Origin of the sequence: Cobetia amphilecti (assembly GCF_032923285.1) — a bacterium.
GTDB classification, from domain to species: domain Bacteria; phylum Pseudomonadota; class Gammaproteobacteria; order Pseudomonadales; family Halomonadaceae; genus Cobetia; species Cobetia amphilecti.
Genome location: NZ_CP136695.1, coordinates 1,657,435 through 1,673,543 on the forward strand (window position 1 = coordinate 1,657,435; position 16,109 = coordinate 1,673,543).

Annotated in this window: 12 protein-coding genes; 8 read left to right on the forward strand and 4 right to left on the reverse strand. The window is 65.0% G+C overall.

Annotated features, from left to right (window positions below):
* Positions 1-60 precede the first annotated feature (60 nt).
* Positions 61-627, forward strand: coding sequence for an elongation factor P (gene efp, locus R1T44_RS07135; RefSeq protein WP_043335182.1), 567 nt, complete (start codon positions 61-63; stop codon positions 625-627).
* Positions 628-853: 226 nt separating this feature from the next.
* Positions 854-1,954, forward strand: a complete 1,101-nt coding sequence (locus R1T44_RS07140; RefSeq protein WP_153636800.1) for an EF-P lysine aminoacylase GenX — start codon at positions 854-856, stop codon at positions 1,952-1,954.
* A 487-nt stretch (positions 1,955-2,441) separates the two neighbouring features.
* On the opposite strand, the gene asd is transcribed toward R1T44_RS07140, so the two are convergent.
* Both asd and R1T44_RS07150 read right to left on the reverse strand, forming a co-directional pair.
* Positions 2,442-3,359 (reverse strand): archaetidylserine decarboxylase, encoded by a 918-nt coding sequence (asd, locus tag R1T44_RS07145; RefSeq protein WP_153635351.1) that lies wholly within the window; start codon positions 3,357-3,359, stop codon positions 2,442-2,444.
* Positions 3,360-3,611: 252 nt separating this feature from the next.
* Positions 3,612-4,475 carry a sulfurtransferase gene (locus R1T44_RS07150; protein WP_153635352.1) on the reverse strand — a complete coding sequence of 288 codons (864 nt, stop codon included), beginning with the start codon at positions 4,473-4,475 and terminating at the stop codon, positions 3,612-3,614.
* Positions 4,476-5,091: 616 nt separating this feature from the next.
* Between R1T44_RS07150 and R1T44_RS07155 the strand changes: the two genes are divergently transcribed.
* Positions 5,092-6,426 (forward strand): NCS2 family permease, encoded by a 1,335-nt coding sequence (locus R1T44_RS07155; protein WP_153635353.1) that lies wholly within the window; start codon positions 5,092-5,094, stop codon positions 6,424-6,426.
* 129 nt (positions 6,427-6,555) lie between these two features.
* Here the strand turns inward: R1T44_RS07155 and rsgA are convergent, their stop codons facing one another.
* On the reverse strand, positions 6,556-7,566 hold the full coding sequence (gene rsgA, locus R1T44_RS07160; RefSeq protein WP_153635354.1) for a small ribosomal subunit biogenesis GTPase RsgA: 1,011 nt from the start codon (positions 7,564-7,566) through the stop codon (positions 6,556-6,558).
* 183 nt (positions 7,567-7,749) lie between these two features.
* On the opposite strand from rsgA, the gene orn reads away from it, so the two are divergent.
* Positions 7,750-8,322 (forward strand): oligoribonuclease, encoded by a 573-nt coding sequence (gene orn, locus R1T44_RS07165; protein WP_107335235.1) that lies wholly within the window; start codon positions 7,750-7,752, stop codon positions 8,320-8,322.
* A 45-nt stretch (positions 8,323-8,367) separates the two neighbouring features.
* Here orn and queG read toward each other — a convergent pair whose 3' ends face one another.
* Positions 8,368-9,438: a tRNA epoxyqueuosine(34) reductase QueG gene (queG, locus tag R1T44_RS07170; protein ID WP_317292930.1), complete on the reverse strand. Its 1,071-nt coding sequence runs from the start codon at positions 9,436-9,438 to the stop codon at positions 8,368-8,370.
* Positions 9,439-9,745: 307 nt separating this feature from the next.
* Between queG and R1T44_RS07175 the strand changes: the two genes are divergently transcribed.
* The 4 genes from R1T44_RS07175 to mutL all read left to right on the forward strand — a co-directional run bounded on the left by R1T44_RS07175 (position 9,746) and on the right by mutL (position 16,087).
* Positions 9,746-11,551, forward strand: coding sequence for an NAD(P)H-hydrate dehydratase (locus R1T44_RS07175; RefSeq protein ID WP_317292819.1), 1,806 nt, complete (start codon positions 9,746-9,748; stop codon positions 11,549-11,551).
* Positions 11,532-12,017: a tRNA (adenosine(37)-N6)-threonylcarbamoyltransferase complex ATPase subunit type 1 TsaE gene (tsaE, locus tag R1T44_RS07180; RefSeq protein ID WP_043335197.1), complete on the forward strand. Its 486-nt coding sequence runs from the start codon at positions 11,532-11,534 to the stop codon at positions 12,015-12,017. The genes R1T44_RS07175 and tsaE overlap by 20 nt, the downstream gene beginning before the upstream one ends.
* 121 nt (positions 12,018-12,138) lie before the next feature.
* The gene (locus R1T44_RS07185) at positions 12,139-13,593 is read left to right on the forward strand and encodes an N-acetylmuramoyl-L-alanine amidase (RefSeq protein WP_043335201.1); all 1,455 of its coding nucleotides are present in this window, start codon (positions 12,139-12,141) and stop codon (positions 13,591-13,593) included.
* A 163-nt stretch (positions 13,594-13,756) separates the two neighbouring features.
* Positions 13,757-16,087 carry a DNA mismatch repair endonuclease MutL gene (gene mutL, locus R1T44_RS07190; RefSeq protein ID WP_225347773.1) on the forward strand — a complete coding sequence of 777 codons (2,331 nt, stop codon included), beginning with the start codon at positions 13,757-13,759 and terminating at the stop codon, positions 16,085-16,087.
* Positions 16,088-16,109: the final 22 nt, after the last annotated feature.

Consider the following 16,109-nt stretch of genomic DNA (forward strand, 5'->3'; position numbering starts at 1 on the left):
TTGACTGCAATCTGGAATTCATGGCGGGCAAGACCCGTTAACGAGTCGAGAGCGAGCAAGATGGCCAACTATTCTACCAACGAATTCAAGTCCGGTCTGAAAGTGATGCTGGACAATGATCCCTGTGCCATCGTCGATAACGAACTGGTCAAGCCGGGCAAGGGTCAGGCCTTCAACCGCGTCAAGCTGCGCAACCTGAAGACCGGTCGTGTATGGGAGCGTACTTTCAAGTCCGGCGAGAGCATCGAAGCCGCCGATGTCATGGAAGTCGACATGGAATACCTCTACACCGACGGTGAGATGTGGCACTTCATGCGTACCGATGGCTCCTTCGAGCAGTACGCTGTCGATGGCAAGGCGCTGGGCGACACGGTCAAGTGGCTGAAAGAGCAGGTCGTCTACACCATCACGCTGTGGAACGACAACGCGATCGCCGTCACCGCGCCGAACTTCATCGAGCTGGAAGTCGTCGAGACGGACCCGGGCCTCAAGGGCGACACCGCCAACGGTGGCTCCAAGCCGGCAACCCTGTCTTCCGGTGCAGTGGTGCGTGTGCCGCTGTTCATCAACCAGGGCGAAGTCCTCAAGGTTGATACCCGCAGCGCCGAGTACGTGTCTCGCGCCTGAGCCCTTTCGCTCACGTCGTGAACACCCTGATGCCTCGCCTCGTGCGGGGCATCATCGTTTGTGCTGGCCACTCATGCTGGTCATTCGTGCAGGGCGATCGTGTCGATCAGCCCTCCCGGTTGGCCAATGTCTCCCGCTGATCCCTTCCTCGAGCCTGTCCATGTCTGATGCCGATTCTTCCGCCGCTGCTTCACCTCTCTCAGCCGCTGCCGCGCCCGGCGCCGCCCTGGCAGAGGACTGGGCGCCCACTGCCACGCGCGAGCGGCTCGTCCAGCGCGCGCGTCTGATCAGTGAGGTGCGCACCTTCTTCGCCGAGCGTGAGGTGCTGGAGGTGGAAACGCCGGTGCTGGGGCAGGCCGGGTCGACGGATGTCGGTCTCGCGTCATTGTCACTGACCGCGCAGTTGCCGGGCGAGCGTGAGCGCGTGCCGCTGTGGCTGCAGACATCGCCGGAATTTCACATGAAGCGTCTGCTGGCGGCCGGCAGCGGGCCGATCTTCCAGATCGCGCGTGCCTTCCGTGATGGCGAGGTCAGCCGCCGCCACAATCCCGAGTTCTGCATGCTGGAGTGGTATCGCCCCGGCATGTGTCTTGAGGCGCTGATGACGGAGACCTGCGAGCTGATCCGGCGCGTGATGGCGCTCGGGGCACAGCTGACCGGTAAGCCGTCGCTGCTCAGTGAGTCTCAAGACGCCCAGATTGGGCCTGCCATCACGCCTTACCGTGCGCTGTTTCGCCGTGTGCTGGCGCTGGACCCCTTCACGGCCTCGCTCGAGGAGCTGCGAGCCGCCTGTGCGCGAGAATGTGAGGTCGCGGCTGACGACTGGTCGCATGAGACCTGCCTGGATGCGCTGATGAGCCTGGTGATCGAGCCGACTCTTGGCTCAGGGTCACAGGGCGCGGAAGCACAGGGCGCAGGAGCGCAGGGGCGAGGGGCACAGGGGATAGAAGCGCAGGGAAAAGCTACCGTGGAGCTGGTCACCGAGTACCCGGCCGCGCAGGCAGCCTTGGCGCGCAAGCATCAGGACAGTGAGGGTGATTGGGTGGCGTCGCGCTTCGAGGCCTACGTGGCGGGCATCGAGCTGGCCAACGGCTATGACGAGCTGACTGATGCCAGCGAGCAGGCGGCGCGCTTTGCCGAAGACAATGCCGCGCGAGTCGCCCAGGGCCTGCCTGAGGTAGCGGCGGACCAGCGTCTGGTGGCGGCCTTGCAGGCGGGAATGCCAGCGGGGAGCGGGGTGGCGCTGGGGCTGGATCGTCTGATCATGCTGGCGCTGGGGGAGCGCGATATCTCGGCGGTCATCGCTTTCCCGGCATCACGTGCTTGAGAGCCGGCATGAGAGGCAGCTTTTGATGTGATTTGCGTGAATCCCAGCGTTTATTACCAACACGCTTGCCGAGCGTGCGTCGACTAGACTGGAGAAGTCAGCGTGGAGGGTTGGCGCTTGCCTGCGAAGCCCGCAGACAAGGTGATGGCAGGACCAGGGCAATGGTCGCAGCGGGTCTTCTTTTATCGGGCATGGTGAAAGAAGGCGACAGATGATGGCTCGAACCCTCGGAGCCTTCGAGGCATCATCCGGCAATCGCGTCGTTAGAGCGCGACGCCCGTCATGGAGGACTCTGATCTGTTTGGGCACTGAAGGTAGTGATCACCCCGATGGCAACGTTCATCGCGGGGCAAGGCAAGAAGGCGAGGGGCGCGGTCAGTCTCCTGTCGTTAAAAAGGGAAGCCAGGGGCTTCCCTTTTTTTATGCCAGGGTTTCATGTGCGGGCTTTATGCACGAGTGTCGTGCTCGCGCTGCGCCAGGCCTGACCTTATTTCTCGTCTGTGGTCGGCGTGTCCTGCGCCGTCTCTGTCGCATGCTCTTCTGGCTCGGTCGGGGCCGGTGCTGTCGCAGACGGGCGCATGCCGAGTGACTGACCCATGCTGACCTTCTGGCCCGGTGTCAGGGCGTCATCGAACTCGACGCTGTCCGGGAAGCACATCACCACGGTGGAGCCGAGCTGGAAGCGGCCCATCTCGGCGCCATGCGCCAGCTCGATGAGTTGATCGAAACGGGTCGTCTCGACATCACCGGAAAGCGGCGTGACCTGACCACTCCAGACGGTCTTAATCGCCGCGACGATCATCGCGCCCACCAGCACCATGGCCATCGGGCCGTGTTCGGTCTCGAAGATGCACACCAGTCGCTCGTTGCGCGCGAAGAGGCCCGGCACGTGCTTGGCGGTGGCTTCGTTGACCGAGAACAGGCGTCCCGGAACATAGGCCATCTCAACTAGGCGACCGGCCACCGGCATATGGACGCGATGGTAGTCCTTCGGTGACAGATAGACGGTGGCGAAGCGACCGTTGCGGAAGGGCGCGGCGCGCTCTTCACTGCCACCCAGCAACTGGGTCAGCGAGAATGCCTGACCCTTGGCCTGTACGAGAGTGCCGTGTTCGATGTTGCCGAACTGGGACAGTACGCCATCGGCCGGTGACACCAGGCCTTCGCCGATGGGGCGGGCATCCGCCTTCAGGGCGCGGGTGAAGAAGTCATTGAAGCAGGCGTAGGCACGCGGATTCTCCTCGAGCGCCTCGTTCATGTTGACGCCGTAGGCCTTGATGAAGCGCTCGATGAAGGTGTTCTTGACCCACGGATTGGTGCAGGCGGCGACACGGCCGATGAGGCGTGAGATCAGGTGCTGGGGCAGTGGGTACTGGCTCAGGGAAAACAGCTTGGCGCGATCCACGATGGCGATCCTTGCAGGCACTTTCAGGAATGAAAAGCCCGCTCCTCGAGAGGGCGGGCGTTGGCCGGCAACAGCGGCGGCCAGCAGTTGGGCTGCACCTTAGCCCATCGTCAATAACGGCTCAAGCCTGCGAATTGCCGCAGCCGTGGGCCTGGCGACAGTTGCCAGGCAGGCCATGCGTGTCATCCCGGCATGGCCTGCCTTGGCGTGCTGGCGCCGGACAGGGGCGTTCCAGTCTGCGATCAAGCGCCTTCAGCGTTCGATGGGCGTATCGTCACGGTTGCCCCATTCCTTCCAGGAGCCCGGATAGGCGCGCACATCGCTGAAGCCCAGCGCCTGACCCACCAGCCAGGTCAGACCGGAGCGGTGATGGCTCTGGCAGTGCGTCACGATGTGCTGTTCGGGGTTGAGGCCGCGAGCGCCCAGTTCCGTCACCAGCTCCGCATAGTCGCGGATGCGCAGGTTGCGCTCACGGTCCATGGCCTCGGTCCACTCGAAATGCACGGCGCCCGGGATATGGCCGAGGCGGGCGTTCTGGCCCTTCTCGCCACGATACTCTTCCGCGGAGCGCGCATCCCAGACCACGACGCTTTCCTGCGGGTCCTCGGTCGCCAGTCGATCGAGAATGTCTTCCCGCGTCGCCATCACGCTGGTGTCCATGTAGGCGGCGTGATACTCGCTGGGGCTCCAGTCGCTGGCGGTGTCACTCAGCGGCAGGCCATCGCCTTGCCATGCGTGCAGGCCACCATTGAGGTAGCTGTAGCGGGTATGACCGAGCAGCGCCAGGGTCCACAGCAGGCGTCCGGCCCAGCCGCCGCCTTCATCGTCATAGGCCACCACATGGCTGTCGCGGGTGATGCCAAGGGCTGACATCACGCCAGACAGTGCCTCGGGGCTCGGCACGCCGGGAATGTCGTCGTCATTGCTGCCGACCAGCTGCTTGAAGTCGAGCAGGCGAGCGCCGGGCACATGACGCGCATGGCTCTCGGCTTTCAGTGGCACGTCGACGATCACGATATCAGGATGGTCGAGCATCTCCGCGAGCTGCTGCGGTTCGACGATCAAGGGCAGCAGGTCGGCTTCCGAGGGGGAAGGGTGTGAAGAATCGTGAGACATGGCGTAATCCTTGCTTCTACGAAGAGAGTGATCTTTCCGGCATCATGGCACGTCGGCTGGCACTGTGGTCAAGTCACTGCGATCAAGAGATGCAATCAAGTGACTGCGGCGAGGCGAAGTGTCACCGCGCCAGATTCCTTGCCATCTTGTCCCCTGAAACGACATGTTTTCAGTATAATGCCGCGCGTCACATTCTGGGGCGAACGTGTGAATGCCCAGTACGGACGCATAACGGTACAGACGTGGACGACGCGTGTGCCAGCAGGGCACAGTGCGCGCCATGACCTGACCTTCTGGACAGCCTTCTGGACAGGCTTCTGATCAACTGGCGAGGCCAGCCAGCAGCCAGTAGATCCAGTAGGTCTTGTAGCCAGTAGGTCTTGTCGAAAGAAGCGCTTGTTTCAGTGCAGCGGGCCTGGGGCGAATGCCACATTCTGGCCCTCGGGAACCCCCTCTTCGCGGCCCCAGGCAATACACTGTCTGTCGCCAGTGGCGCTGCTGCACTCTTCGAGTGCGGTGCGGGCGCTCAACGTGTGTCATTTCGGTGCAGCATGTCGGCGTCTCGTCGACGCTGAGCTGCTACTCAATCGCTTCATCCTGAACGGGAGTCATCATCTTGCTCGAGCGCCTATTCTCACTGCGTGCCGAAGGCACCACGACGCGCACGGAAGTGCTGGCGGGCATCGCCACCTTCATGGCGTCGATGTACATCATCGTGGTCAATCCCGGCATCCTGTCAGCCGCCGGCGTGCCATTCAGTGCCGCCCTCACGGCGACCGTGCTGGTCAGCTTCTTCGGCAGCCTGATGATGGGCCTGTACGCGCGCAACCCGATCCTGGTCGCGCCGGGCATGGGCATCAATGCCCTGTTCGCCTACACCATGGTACTGGGCGGTGGCATGAGCTGGGAGGTCGCGCTGGGCTGCGTGTTCTGGGCCGGCGTCATCTTCGCGGTACTGGCCCTATTCAACGTGCGCCGCCTGGTGATCGATGCGATTCCCGCTCAGCTTCGCTACGCCATCGCCTGTGGTATCGGCCTGTTCATCACCTTGATCGGTCTGGTGAATGCCAAGCTGATCGTCTCCAACCCTGTCACCGTGGTCAGTGTCGCGCCGATGACGCCCTCACTGGTGGTCTTCCTGCTGGGGCTGGCGCTGACTGCCATCCTGGTCGCGAAGCGCATCCACGGCGCTCTGATCATCGGCATCATCGTCACGACCCTGATGGCGACCACCATCGGGCGTCTGTGGGGGGATGGCAGCGCCTACTTCCCGCCGGAGATCGCTCAGCCGACGCTGGTCAACTTCACCGGTATCTTCGCTGCGCCTGATTTCAGCGGCCTGCTGGCGCTGGACCTGCTCGGCTCGCTCAAGGTGGCCTATGCGCCATTCATCTTCGTCATCCTGTTCACGGTGTTCTTCGATGCGCTCTCGACCTTCATGGCAGTGGCCGAGGCGGGCAATCTGAAGGACGAGAATGGTGACCCGCGCAATATCCGTCGCTCGATGATGGTCGATGCCTTCTCGGCGCTGGTGTCCGCACCACTCGGCACCAGCCCGGCGAACGCCTACATTGAATCGGCGGCCGGTATCAGTCAGGGCGGACGCACCGGGCTGGTCGCGGTGGTGGTGGCGCTCTGCTTCCTGCCGTTCCTGTTCCTGGCGCCGCTGCTGTCGCTGGTGCCGTCCATCGCGACCGCTCCGGCGCTGATTCTGGTCGGCGTGTTCATGATGGAGCCGATCGGCAAGATCCACTGGCACCAGTTCGATGATGCGATTCCGGCCTTCATCGCCATGGTGATGATTCCGCTGACCTACTCCATCACCCACGGTATCGTGTTCGGTTTCCTGAGCTTCGTGGTCATCAAGCTCGGCGTCGGCAAGGCGCGCGAGATTCGCCCGACCATGTGGGTGCTGTTCGCGCTGTCACTGCTGCTGTTGCTGGAAGGCTAGGCTTCGAAAGCGGTGGTGATGTGTCTCGAGGCTGTGATGTAACTCGAGGGCCTCGAGCATGAAAAAGCCCCGCCAGGCAGTCACTGCCTGGCGGGGCTTTTTGTTGACGGCTTTTTTGATAGCGCCTGATCAGCTCTCGGTCAGCGAGAGCAGAATCTTCTTGTAGCTCTCGAAGCGCACGCGGCCGATCTCACCGTTGTCCACGGCCTGAAGCAGGGCGCAGCCCGGCTCCTTCTCATGCTTGCAGTCGCGGAAGCGGCAATAGCCGAGATAGTCGTGGAACTCGCGGAAGCCGTCGGTGACCTGCTCGGGAGTCAGGTGTACCAGGCCGAATTCGCGGATGCCGGGTGAGTCGATCAGGTCACCGCCATCCGGCATGTGATAGAGCCAGGCGGTGGTGGTGGTGTGCATGCCCTGGCGTGATTCGGCCGACAGCGGGCCGACACGAACCTCTTCCCTGGGCAGCAGCATGCCGATCAGGGACGACTTGCCGACGCCACTCTGGCCGACGAAGACCGAGGTGCGGTCGCTGAGCTGGGCCTTGAGGGCATCGAGCCCCGACTCGCCACGCGTGGTACAGGCGACGACTTCGTAGCCGAGCGCTTCATAGCGTGCCAGCAGGTCGCGTAGCTCACCGCCGCTTTCCGGCAGCAGGTCGACCTTGTTGAGCACCAGCACTGGCGTGATGCCGGTGGCTTCCGCGGCGATCAGATAGCGGTCGATCAGGTTGGGCTGCGGGGCGGGTTCGGCGGCGAACACGATCAGGATCTGGTCGATGTTGGCCGCCACCGGCTTGAGCACGCCGCGCATGTCGGGGCGTTCAAGCTCGGTGGTACGTGCGCCACGCGCGACGACGACGCCGCTGGCATCGCTGGCTTCGCGCCAGATGACCCGGTCACCGGTGACCAGCGTCTCGAGGTTGGCGCGCAGGTGGCAGCGGTGCAGGCTGCCGGATTCGCTTTCGACTTCCAGGCTGCGCCCGAAGTGGGCGATGACACGGCCATGCTGCTCCGGGCCATATTCGCCGGCGTCGAGCTTGTCACGGTCCTGCGCCTCGCGCTTCTCGGCGCGCTTGGTACGCTCGGCCTGCACCTTCTCGATTCGCCATTGCTGCTGGCGGCTTAGCTTGCGTTTACTCATGCTTGGCTGGTGACTCCGGTCGCCGTTCGTTCGCCAGGGATGGGAGAGTCTTCCCCCCTTTGCGGCGCGATTGTACCCTTTGCGCCCTCGGGTGTCGTGCGACGCCCCGGGATGGCGTGTGATACTGCTGTCATCGACTGGCGTCCCGCGCCATTCCATCATCTGCTCAGCAAGGAGTGACCCATGGCAAATCCCACCGCGCAGGCCGACCGCCTCATCTGGATCGACCTGGAAATGACCGGTCTCGACCCGGCGCGTGAGCGCATCATCGAGGTGGCCACGCTGGTCACCGACGGCGACCTCAACCTGATCGCCGAAGGCCCGGTGTTGGCCGTGCATCAGCCGGACAGCCTGCTGGAGGCGATGGATGAGTGGAATACGCGCACCCATGGTGAATCCGGGCTGGTGAAGCGCGTCAAGGAAAGTCAGATAGATACCGCCGAAGCCGAACGCCAGACCCTCGAGTTCCTGGCCCGGCACGTGGCGGCAGGCGCTTCGCCGATGTGTGGCAACAGCGTGCATCAGGACCGCCGCTTCCTGCAGCACGAGATGCCGTTGCTGGAAGAATTCTTCCACTATCGCAACATCGATGTCTCGACCCTGAAAGAGCTGGCCAAGCGCTGGAATCCGGCCGCGCTCGACGGCTTCAAGAAGCGTGCGACCCACCAGGCGATGGACGATATCCGTGAGTCACTGGCGGAGCTTGCACATTACCGCAAGACCTTCCTCAAGCTGACCCAGCAGGGCATCGTCTAAGTATCGCTCCTTAACTGAAAGCGATAGCCCTGGAGGCAACGCCTCTCAAAGCGCGGTGGCCAGGCGGGCGCCGCGCTTGATGGCCTGCTCCTTCAGCGCCCAGCGCACATGCTCGCGCAGTGGCTCGCTGGGGTAGGCCAGACGGGCGCGCAGCACATGCTCGACCTGCTCCGACCAGGGCGCGTTGCCCAGCCCGATGGCGATGTTGGAGAGCCACTTCTCGTAGCCGATGCGTCGAATCGGGCTGCCTTCCGTCTTGCTGAGAAATTCCTGCTCCCCCCAGCAGAACAGGCGGATCAGCTCGATGCGATCCAGATCATGACGCGGCGAGAAGTCAGTCTCCTGGGTCGCCTTGGCGAAGCGCGTGAAGGGGCAGAACAGCTGACAGTCATCGCAGCCGTAGATGCGGTTGCCCATCGGGCGGCGGAATTCCTCGGGGATGGCGCTATCGAGCTCGATGGTCAGGTACGAGATGCAGCGCCGCGCATCGACGACCTTGTCCTCGACGATGGCATCCGTCGGGCAGGCGACCTTGCAGGCGTTGCAGCTGCCGCAGTGTTCCTTTTCAAAGGGGGCGTCCACCGGCAGGGGCAGGTCGGTGTAGAGTTCGCCCAGGAAGAACAGGCAGCCGGCCTGCTGATTCATCAGCATGGCGTTCTTGCCGAACCAGCCGATGCCGGCCTTCTGTGCCAGGGCGCGCTCCATCACCGGGGCGGAGTCGACGAAGGCGCGATAGCCGAACTTGCCGACTTCCTTCTCGATCTGCTTGGCCAGATTGGCCAGTCGCTTGCGCATCAGCTTGTGGTAATCACGCCCCAGCGCGTAGCGTGACACATAGGCGCGTTCGGGTTGGCTGAGCACCTGAGTGGTCTCGACCTCAGGCGGCAGGTAATCGAGGCGCACGCTGATGACGCGCAGTGTCCCGGGCACCAGCTCCTCAGGACGAGTGCGCTTGGTGCCGTGCTTGGCCATGAAGTTCATCTCGCCGTGATGGCCGTTGGCCAGCCAGCGCTCCAGATAGGCCTCGTGGGCCGAGAGGTCGACATCGGTGATGCCGACCTGCTGAAAACCCAGCTCGCGCCCCCATGTCTTGATGCGCGTCGCCAGTGCCGCCATGGCCTGTTCATCGGCGGCGGGGCTCCCGGTGTCGGCAGGTGAAGCGGCGGCGGTGGATGAGTGCGGAGCAGACATGGGGGTTCCAGCGAGATCGAGGGCAGAGGCGCGCCACCTTAGCGCAACTTGCCGGTCAGCCCAAGCGTGCTGCCTGACGGCGTGAGCACGGCAGGTAAGGCGCAGTAGAAAGGAAGGCGGCATGCAGCGCCATGCCTCACGATAGGCAACGCACATCCAGGCAGGCAACGAGCGTCCAGACAGGCAACGAACATCCAGTCAGGCAATGGATATCCAGACAAGGAGTGTAGGCATGACAGCGCACGAATCGACCTCTGACCAGACCTGCCCCCCGGCATCTTCGGCGACCATGACGCTGTGGCGTTCGGTCAACTGTCTGTGGCCGTTGGCGGCGCTGCGTGATCTGGAGCATTGGATGCTCGCGGAGGAGACCGTCGCCGCTGACAGTGGCCAGAGCGAGGCGCCGGTGGAGAAGCGCCTGATGGGGCGCGCCGCGCAATCGGCGTTCGATCTGCTGCGTCAGCGTTGGCCGGAGGCGCGCAGGCTGTGCGTGCTGTGTGGCGGCGGCAACAATGGCGGTGATGGCTATCTGCTGGCGCGCCTGGCATTGCTGGCGGGCTTCGAGGTGCGAGTCATCGCCTTGACGCCGGAGGATGCCTTGACCGGTGATGCGCAGCTGGCCGCGATCGCGGCGCGCGAGGCTGGTGTCGAGACGCTGGCATGGCCGAAGGCCGATGAGGAGGCGGCGGATGCGCTGCTCAAGGGCTGGCCCTTGCTGGTGGATGCGCTGACCGGCATCGGCCTGCGCGATGCGCCGCGCGGCAGTGTGGTCGAAGCCATCGAGCGCATCAATCACGCTCATCAGCAGGGCGTGCATGTCATGGCGCTGGATGTGCCCTCAGGCTTGAACGCCGCGACAGGCGCGGTCGCGGGTGTCGCCGTGGAAGCGGATGTGACGCTGACGTTTCTGGTCGACAAGCCGGGCCTGCACACCGGACGCGCCGAGCTGCACGCCGGGCACGTCAGTCTGGCGCGCCTGGGCGCGGCGCGCGTGTTGCCGGAGGTGGTCGCGCAGTCGCGAACCGCGGCCTTGCTGGCAGAGGACGCCGTGCAGCGGCTGACACCGCGCTGGCTGGAGTCCGAGCTGGTGCCGCGCTCGCCGCTGGCCCACAAGGGCGATACCGGCAGTGTGCTGGTCTTCGGCGGCGGGCCGGGGCTGGGGGGCTCGGTATTGCTGGCCAGTGAGGCGGCGGCGCGGGCCGGCGCCGGCAAGGTCGCGCTGCTGACGGCGCCCGCGCATATCAGCGCCAGCCTGACGCGCTGCCCTGAGGTCATGGCGCGCGGTCTCAATAGTGGCCCTGAGGGCAGCAACCATGATGGCTTCGCCGTGCTGGAATCACAGCTGGCACAGGCCAGTGTGACGCTGGTCGGGCCGGGCATGGGCACCGAGAGTCTCGAGAGCATGCTGTGGGGCTGGGGCGGCATGTCGCGGGTGCTGGCGGCGGGGCAGCCGCTGGTCGTCGATGCCGATGGCCTGAGCCTGCTGGCCTGGCGCGCGAGCGAAGGCGACATCATCCGTCGCGACGACTGGGTGCTGACGCCGCATCCCGGCGAGGCCGCGCGTTTGCTCGATTGCAGTGTGGCGGACGTCGAACATGACCGGATCGCAGCCGCAAGAGCGCTTCAGCAGCGTTTCGGCGGCAGCGTGGTGCTCAAGGGCGCGGGCAGTCTGGTGGCGAGTCCTGCGGGGGGGCTCGAGGGGCCGGCGGTGGCGCTCTGCCCCTATGGCAATCCGGGCATGGCCAGTGGCGGCATGGGCGATGTGCTGGGTGGCATCATCGCGGGTCTGGCGGCGCAGGCGCTCAACGGCGGCTTCGATGCACGCCAGCCGCGTTCCTCCCAGGATGAGGCGGCGCAGGCCCGGCGAGTCACGCGCGCCATGGCGCAGGCGGCCAGGCTTGGGGTGCTGGTGCATGCCCTGGCGGCCGACCGGGCGGTACAGGAGCGTGGTGAACGTGGCCTGCTCGCGGGTGATCTGGCATCCTATATGCATTTATTGCTCAATCCACGGGCCCGAGATGCGCATACTTCTGTCTGATGAAAACGCCCAGGTTGCCTTCGGCACTCAATTGGGAAATATCCTTGCCGGCCGCGGGCTGGTGTTCCTTGAGGGTGAGCTGGGGGCGGGCAAGACGACCCTGACCCGCGGCGTGCTGCGCGCCTATGGTCACCAGGGTGCGGTCAAGAGCCCGACCTACACCCTGGTGGAGCCCTACGTGCTGCCACGGGCCGAGGGTGGCGAGTGGCACATCAACCACTTCGATCTCTACCGCCTCGCCGACCCTGAAGAGCTCGAGTTCATCGGGGGGCGCGATCTGCTCGCCGCCGACAGCCTGGCGCTGATCGAGTGGCCGAGCTGTGGTCAGGGCTTTCTGCCCACGCCGGATCTGCGCATCACGCTGTTCGTCGCCGACGAAGGACGCGAGGCCGAATTGACTGCCCTGACACCGCGAGGTGAGGGTTGGTTGGCAACACTGGCCGAGCGCCGAACCTCTCAGGCATGATGACGCCGTTCCGCTTGCGTTGTCTGGCGGCGCAGTGTCCGATCATTCGTTATCTTCATTCATGTTCTTTCTGTCTGGGTCATCCTGTCTGATGCCTGAAATAGCGTCCAAAATCCCCCGTATGCGTCTGGCGCGCAGCTTCCGTCGCTGGCTGGCGGGTGGCGTCGTCTGCTCGCTTGCCAGTCTGGTGCTGGCGCCGCAGGCGCTGGCCGCCAAGGTCGAGAACCTGCGCCTGTGGACCGCACCGGACCACACGCGGCTGGTGTTCGATCTCGACAGTGCCGCCAAGGCCAAGGTCTTCGGCCTCGACAATCCGCGCCGTCTGGTGATCGACCTTGCCGGCAGCGAAGTGGCCAGTGCCGCGGTCGAGCGCAAGTTCGCCGCGCTGAATCTCGAAGGCAGTGCCATCAAGTCGATCCGCAGCGGGCGTCAGGGGGATGCCCTGCGTGTGGTGCTCGACCTGACGCGCCCGGTCAATCCCAAGGACTTCACGCTGGCGCCGAATGCCAAGTACGGCAATCGCCTGGTGGTGGATCTCGAGTTCCCCGGCGAGTCGGCGGTCGAGAACCCCATCGACCCCATCGAGGCCCGTATCCGCGAGCAGGAACAGGCCGCGGCCAAGCGCAAGCTGAAGGGCGAGCCGGCGGAACCTGTGGTCAATACGCAGGCGGCGGCACATCCCAAGCGTGACATCATCATCGCGATCGACCCTGGCCACGGCGGGGAAGACCCGGGCGCCAGCGGCCCCAGCGGGACTCGTGAGAAGGATGTGGTGCTCAAGATCGGCAAGCGCCTCAAGCGCATGTTCGATGCCCAGCCCGGCTTCAAGGCCATCCTGACCCGCAACAGCGATTACTACATTCCGCTGCGCAAGCGCACCGAGATCGCGCGTGAGCAGAAGGCGGACTTCTTCGTCTCGATTCACGCCGATGCCTTCAACAGCCCGCGCCCGCACGGCAGCTCGGTCTTTGCGCTCTCAAGCCGCGGGGCGACGTCCGAGACCGCACGCTGGCTGGCCGCCACTGAAAACCGTGCTGACCTGATCGGGGGCGTGGATGGCAATCTCAGCCTGAATGACAAGGATGAGATGCTGCGTGGCGTCTTGCTCGACCTGACCATGACCGCAACGCTCAATGACTCGCTGGCGGCGGGTAGCGGCGTGCTGGCCAACCTCGGACGCATGAATTCCCTGCACAAGCGACAGGTGGAGCAGGCGGGCTTCGTGGTGCTCAAGTCGCCGGATATCCCCTCGCTGCTGGTGGAGACGGGCTTCATCTCCAATCCCCAGGAAGAGCGCAACCTCAACAGCGGCCCCTATCAGGAGAAGCTGGCGCGCTCGATCTTCTCGGGAATCCAGAGCCACTTCGAGCGCAATCCGCCGCCCGCGAGTCTGCTGGCATGGCAGCGCAGCCAGGCACGCGGTGGCAACGGCGGCGAATATCGCGTCAAGAGTGGCGATACGCTGTCGGAAGTGGCCCAGCGCCACAACGTGAGCATGGCGGCCCTCAAGCAGGCCAACAACATGAGTGGCGACACGGTGCGCGTGGGCCAGCTGCTCAAGATCCCGCGCAGCTGAACCTGACGTCATGAAGTCGCCCTGACCGCGCCTTGCGTTGGCGGGGCGCAGACACTGTCCGCTGATGCAGTTCCGGCATGCGTTGCTTGCCGTGGCTGGGTCGGCGGACAGTATCGTTTTCAGAGAAGCGGCGTTTTTCGCTCGTGTATCCAGGAGTCTATCGATGTCTGACGAGCTGACCGACATGCAGCCCGCTCGCCCTGGCGAGCGACGGATCCGTATCCTCAATCCGCGCCTTGCCAACCAGATCGCGGCGGGTGAGGTCGTGGAGCGGCCGGCTTCCGTTGTCAAGGAGCTGGTCGAGAACGCCATCGATGCCGGCAGCACCCGCATCGAGCTGGAGCTGGAAGGTGGCGGTGCGCGGCTGATTCGCGTGCGCGACAACGGCTGCGGCATCACCGAGGAAGACCTGCCGCTGGCGCTGTCACGGCATGCGACCAGCAAGATCGAGAGCCTGGATGATCTCGAGGGCGTGGCGAGCCTCGGTTTCCGGGGCGAGGCACTGGCCTCGATCAGTTCGGTCTCGCGGCTGGAGCTGTTCTCGAATGTCTCGGAGGAACCGGCCAATGGCTGGCGGGTGGTGGCGGAAGGGCGCGAGATGGCGCCGCGCGTCTCCCCGGCGCCGCATCCGCGTGGCACCAGCGTCGCGGTGCGTGATCTGTTCTTCAATACGCCGGCGCGCCGCAAGTTCATGCGCACCGAGAAGACCGAGTTCGGTCATGTCGAGGAAAGCTTCCGGCGGCTGGCATTGTCACGCCACGACATCGGCTGGACGCTGCGCCACAACCAGAAGGTGGTGCACCAGCTGCGCGCCGGTGAAGACACCCTGACGGTGGAGCGGCGCATCGGTGCGTTGCTGGGGCGCAACTTCCTCGAGCATGCGCTGCATCTGGATATCGAGGCCTCCGGCCTGCGCCTGTCCGGCTGGGTGGGCTTGCCGACGCACTCGCGTGCCCAGGCCGATCAGCAGTACTTCTTCGTCAATGGCCGCGTGGTGCGCGACCGCCTGGTCGCGCATGCCGTGCGTCAGGCCTATCGCGATGTGCTGTTCCATGGTCGGCATCCGGTGTTCGTGCTCTACCTGGAGCTCGACCCGACGGTGGTAGATGTCAATGTTCACCCGACCAAGCACGAAGTGCGCTTCCGGGACGGGCGCCTGGTGCATGACTTCCTGTTCTCGAGCCTGCACAAGGCGCTGGCCGAGGTGCGCCCCGGTGACAACAGCGCCGCGCCTACCGGCATCGAGGGGCAGGAGAAGGAAGAGGACCCCGGCTGGCAGCAGCAGGGCATGCGCCTTGGCCGTCAGGAACAGGATGCCCAGCCAAATGCCGCCACTGAACAGCAACCGTCATCGGCCGGTCCGCAGGCCGGGGGCGACTCGTCAGCCTCGCCAAGCGCGCCTGCAGGCCGCCCTGCGGCCCCCTGGCAGCCTTCCTCGCAGCTGCCGCCTGCCGGTGATGGTCGCTCCAGCGAACGCCTGAGTGCCGAGCGTGTGCGTCAGTTCATGGCCGGCTATCGGGCACTGCACCCCAGCGAAGATCATCTGCTCACGCCGGGTGGCGGCGCAGGCGGCGCGGGCGTGGCCAATGATCCGGCGGCGATCGCCAGTGCCGAACGTGAGGCACGGCGTGCGCCACGTGTCACGCTGGGCGAAGGTGGCCGCGAGGGTGACGGGCCAGGGCAGGGCGCAGGACAGGGCGCAGGACAGGGCAGTGCGCAGGCCGGTGTCGGGGAGTCTGCGCCCGGCTGGCGGGTCGACTCGGCGCCGGCGGGAGCGCCTTCCAGCGACGCAGGGCCTGGCATGTCGGCGCCGTCTGTCTCAGGCAGTTCGGTCTCGGGTGGTTCGGTCTCAGGCAGCTCGGCAGTGGTGATGCGTGGTCTGCCGGCCCAGAGTGACGACGATGACACGCCGCCGCTGGGCTACGCCGTGGCGCAGCTGCACGGCGTCTATATCCTGTCGCAGACCTCGCGCGGGCTGGTGATGGTCGACATGCATGCCGCTCATGAGCGCATCACCTATGAGCGCATGAAGCAGCACGTTCACGGTGGCGGCCATCTGGAGGCCCAGCCGCTGCTGGTGCCGGTGTCGCTGGCGGTCAGTTCGCGTGAGATGGGTACCTTCGAGCGCGAGTCCGAGGCGTTCACGCGTCTGGGCGTCGAGCTGGACGCTGCCGGGCCGGAAACTCTGCTGGTGCGTCAGGTGCCGGTCGTGCTCGGCAATGCCGATGTGGAGCCCCTGGTGCGCGGCATGCTGGAAGATCTCGAGCGCTATGGACGCAGTGACCGCATGGAGGCGCACATGAATGAACTGCTCGCCGACATGGCGTGTCGCGGCAGCGTGCGCGCTAACCGCCGTCTGACGATTCCGGAAATGAATGCCCTGCTGCGTGACATGGAGCGCACCGAGCGCTCCGGGCAATGCAATCATGGCCGGCCGACCTGGACCGAGCTTTCGATGCATGAGCTCGACAAGCTGTTCCTGCGCGGCCAGTAGATGACGCCCCGTGTCGTAGCGG

Excerpts from the sequence above, each read along its gene's own strand:
- orn (WP_107335235.1), top strand. The coding sequence starts at position 7,750 with ATGGCAAATCCCACCGCGCAGGCCGACCGCCTCATCTGGATCGACCTG.
- rsgA (WP_153635354.1), bottom strand. The coding sequence starts at position 7,566 with ATGAGTAAACGCAAGCTAAGCCGCCAGCAGCAATGGCGAATCGAGAAG.
- efp (WP_043335182.1), top strand. The coding sequence starts at position 61 with ATGGCCAACTATTCTACCAACGAATTCAAGTCCGGTCTGAAAGTGATG.
- tsaE (WP_043335197.1), top strand. The coding sequence starts at position 11,532 with ATGCGCATACTTCTGTCTGATGAAAACGCCCAGGTTGCCTTCGGCACT.
- R1T44_RS07185 (WP_043335201.1), top strand. The coding sequence starts at position 12,139 with ATGCGTCTGGCGCGCAGCTTCCGTCGCTGGCTGGCGGGTGGCGTCGTC.
- R1T44_RS07150 (WP_153635352.1), bottom strand. The coding sequence starts at position 4,475 with ATGTCTCACGATTCTTCACACCCTTCCCCCTCGGAAGCCGACCTGCTG.
- queG (WP_317292930.1), bottom strand. The coding sequence starts at position 9,438 with ATGGCGGCACTGGCGACGCGCATCAAGACATGGGGGCGCGAGCTGGGT.
- mutL (WP_225347773.1), top strand. The coding sequence starts at position 13,757 with ATGTCTGACGAGCTGACCGACATGCAGCCCGCTCGCCCTGGCGAGCGA.
- R1T44_RS07175 (WP_317292819.1), top strand. The coding sequence starts at position 9,746 with ATGACAGCGCACGAATCGACCTCTGACCAGACCTGCCCCCCGGCATCT.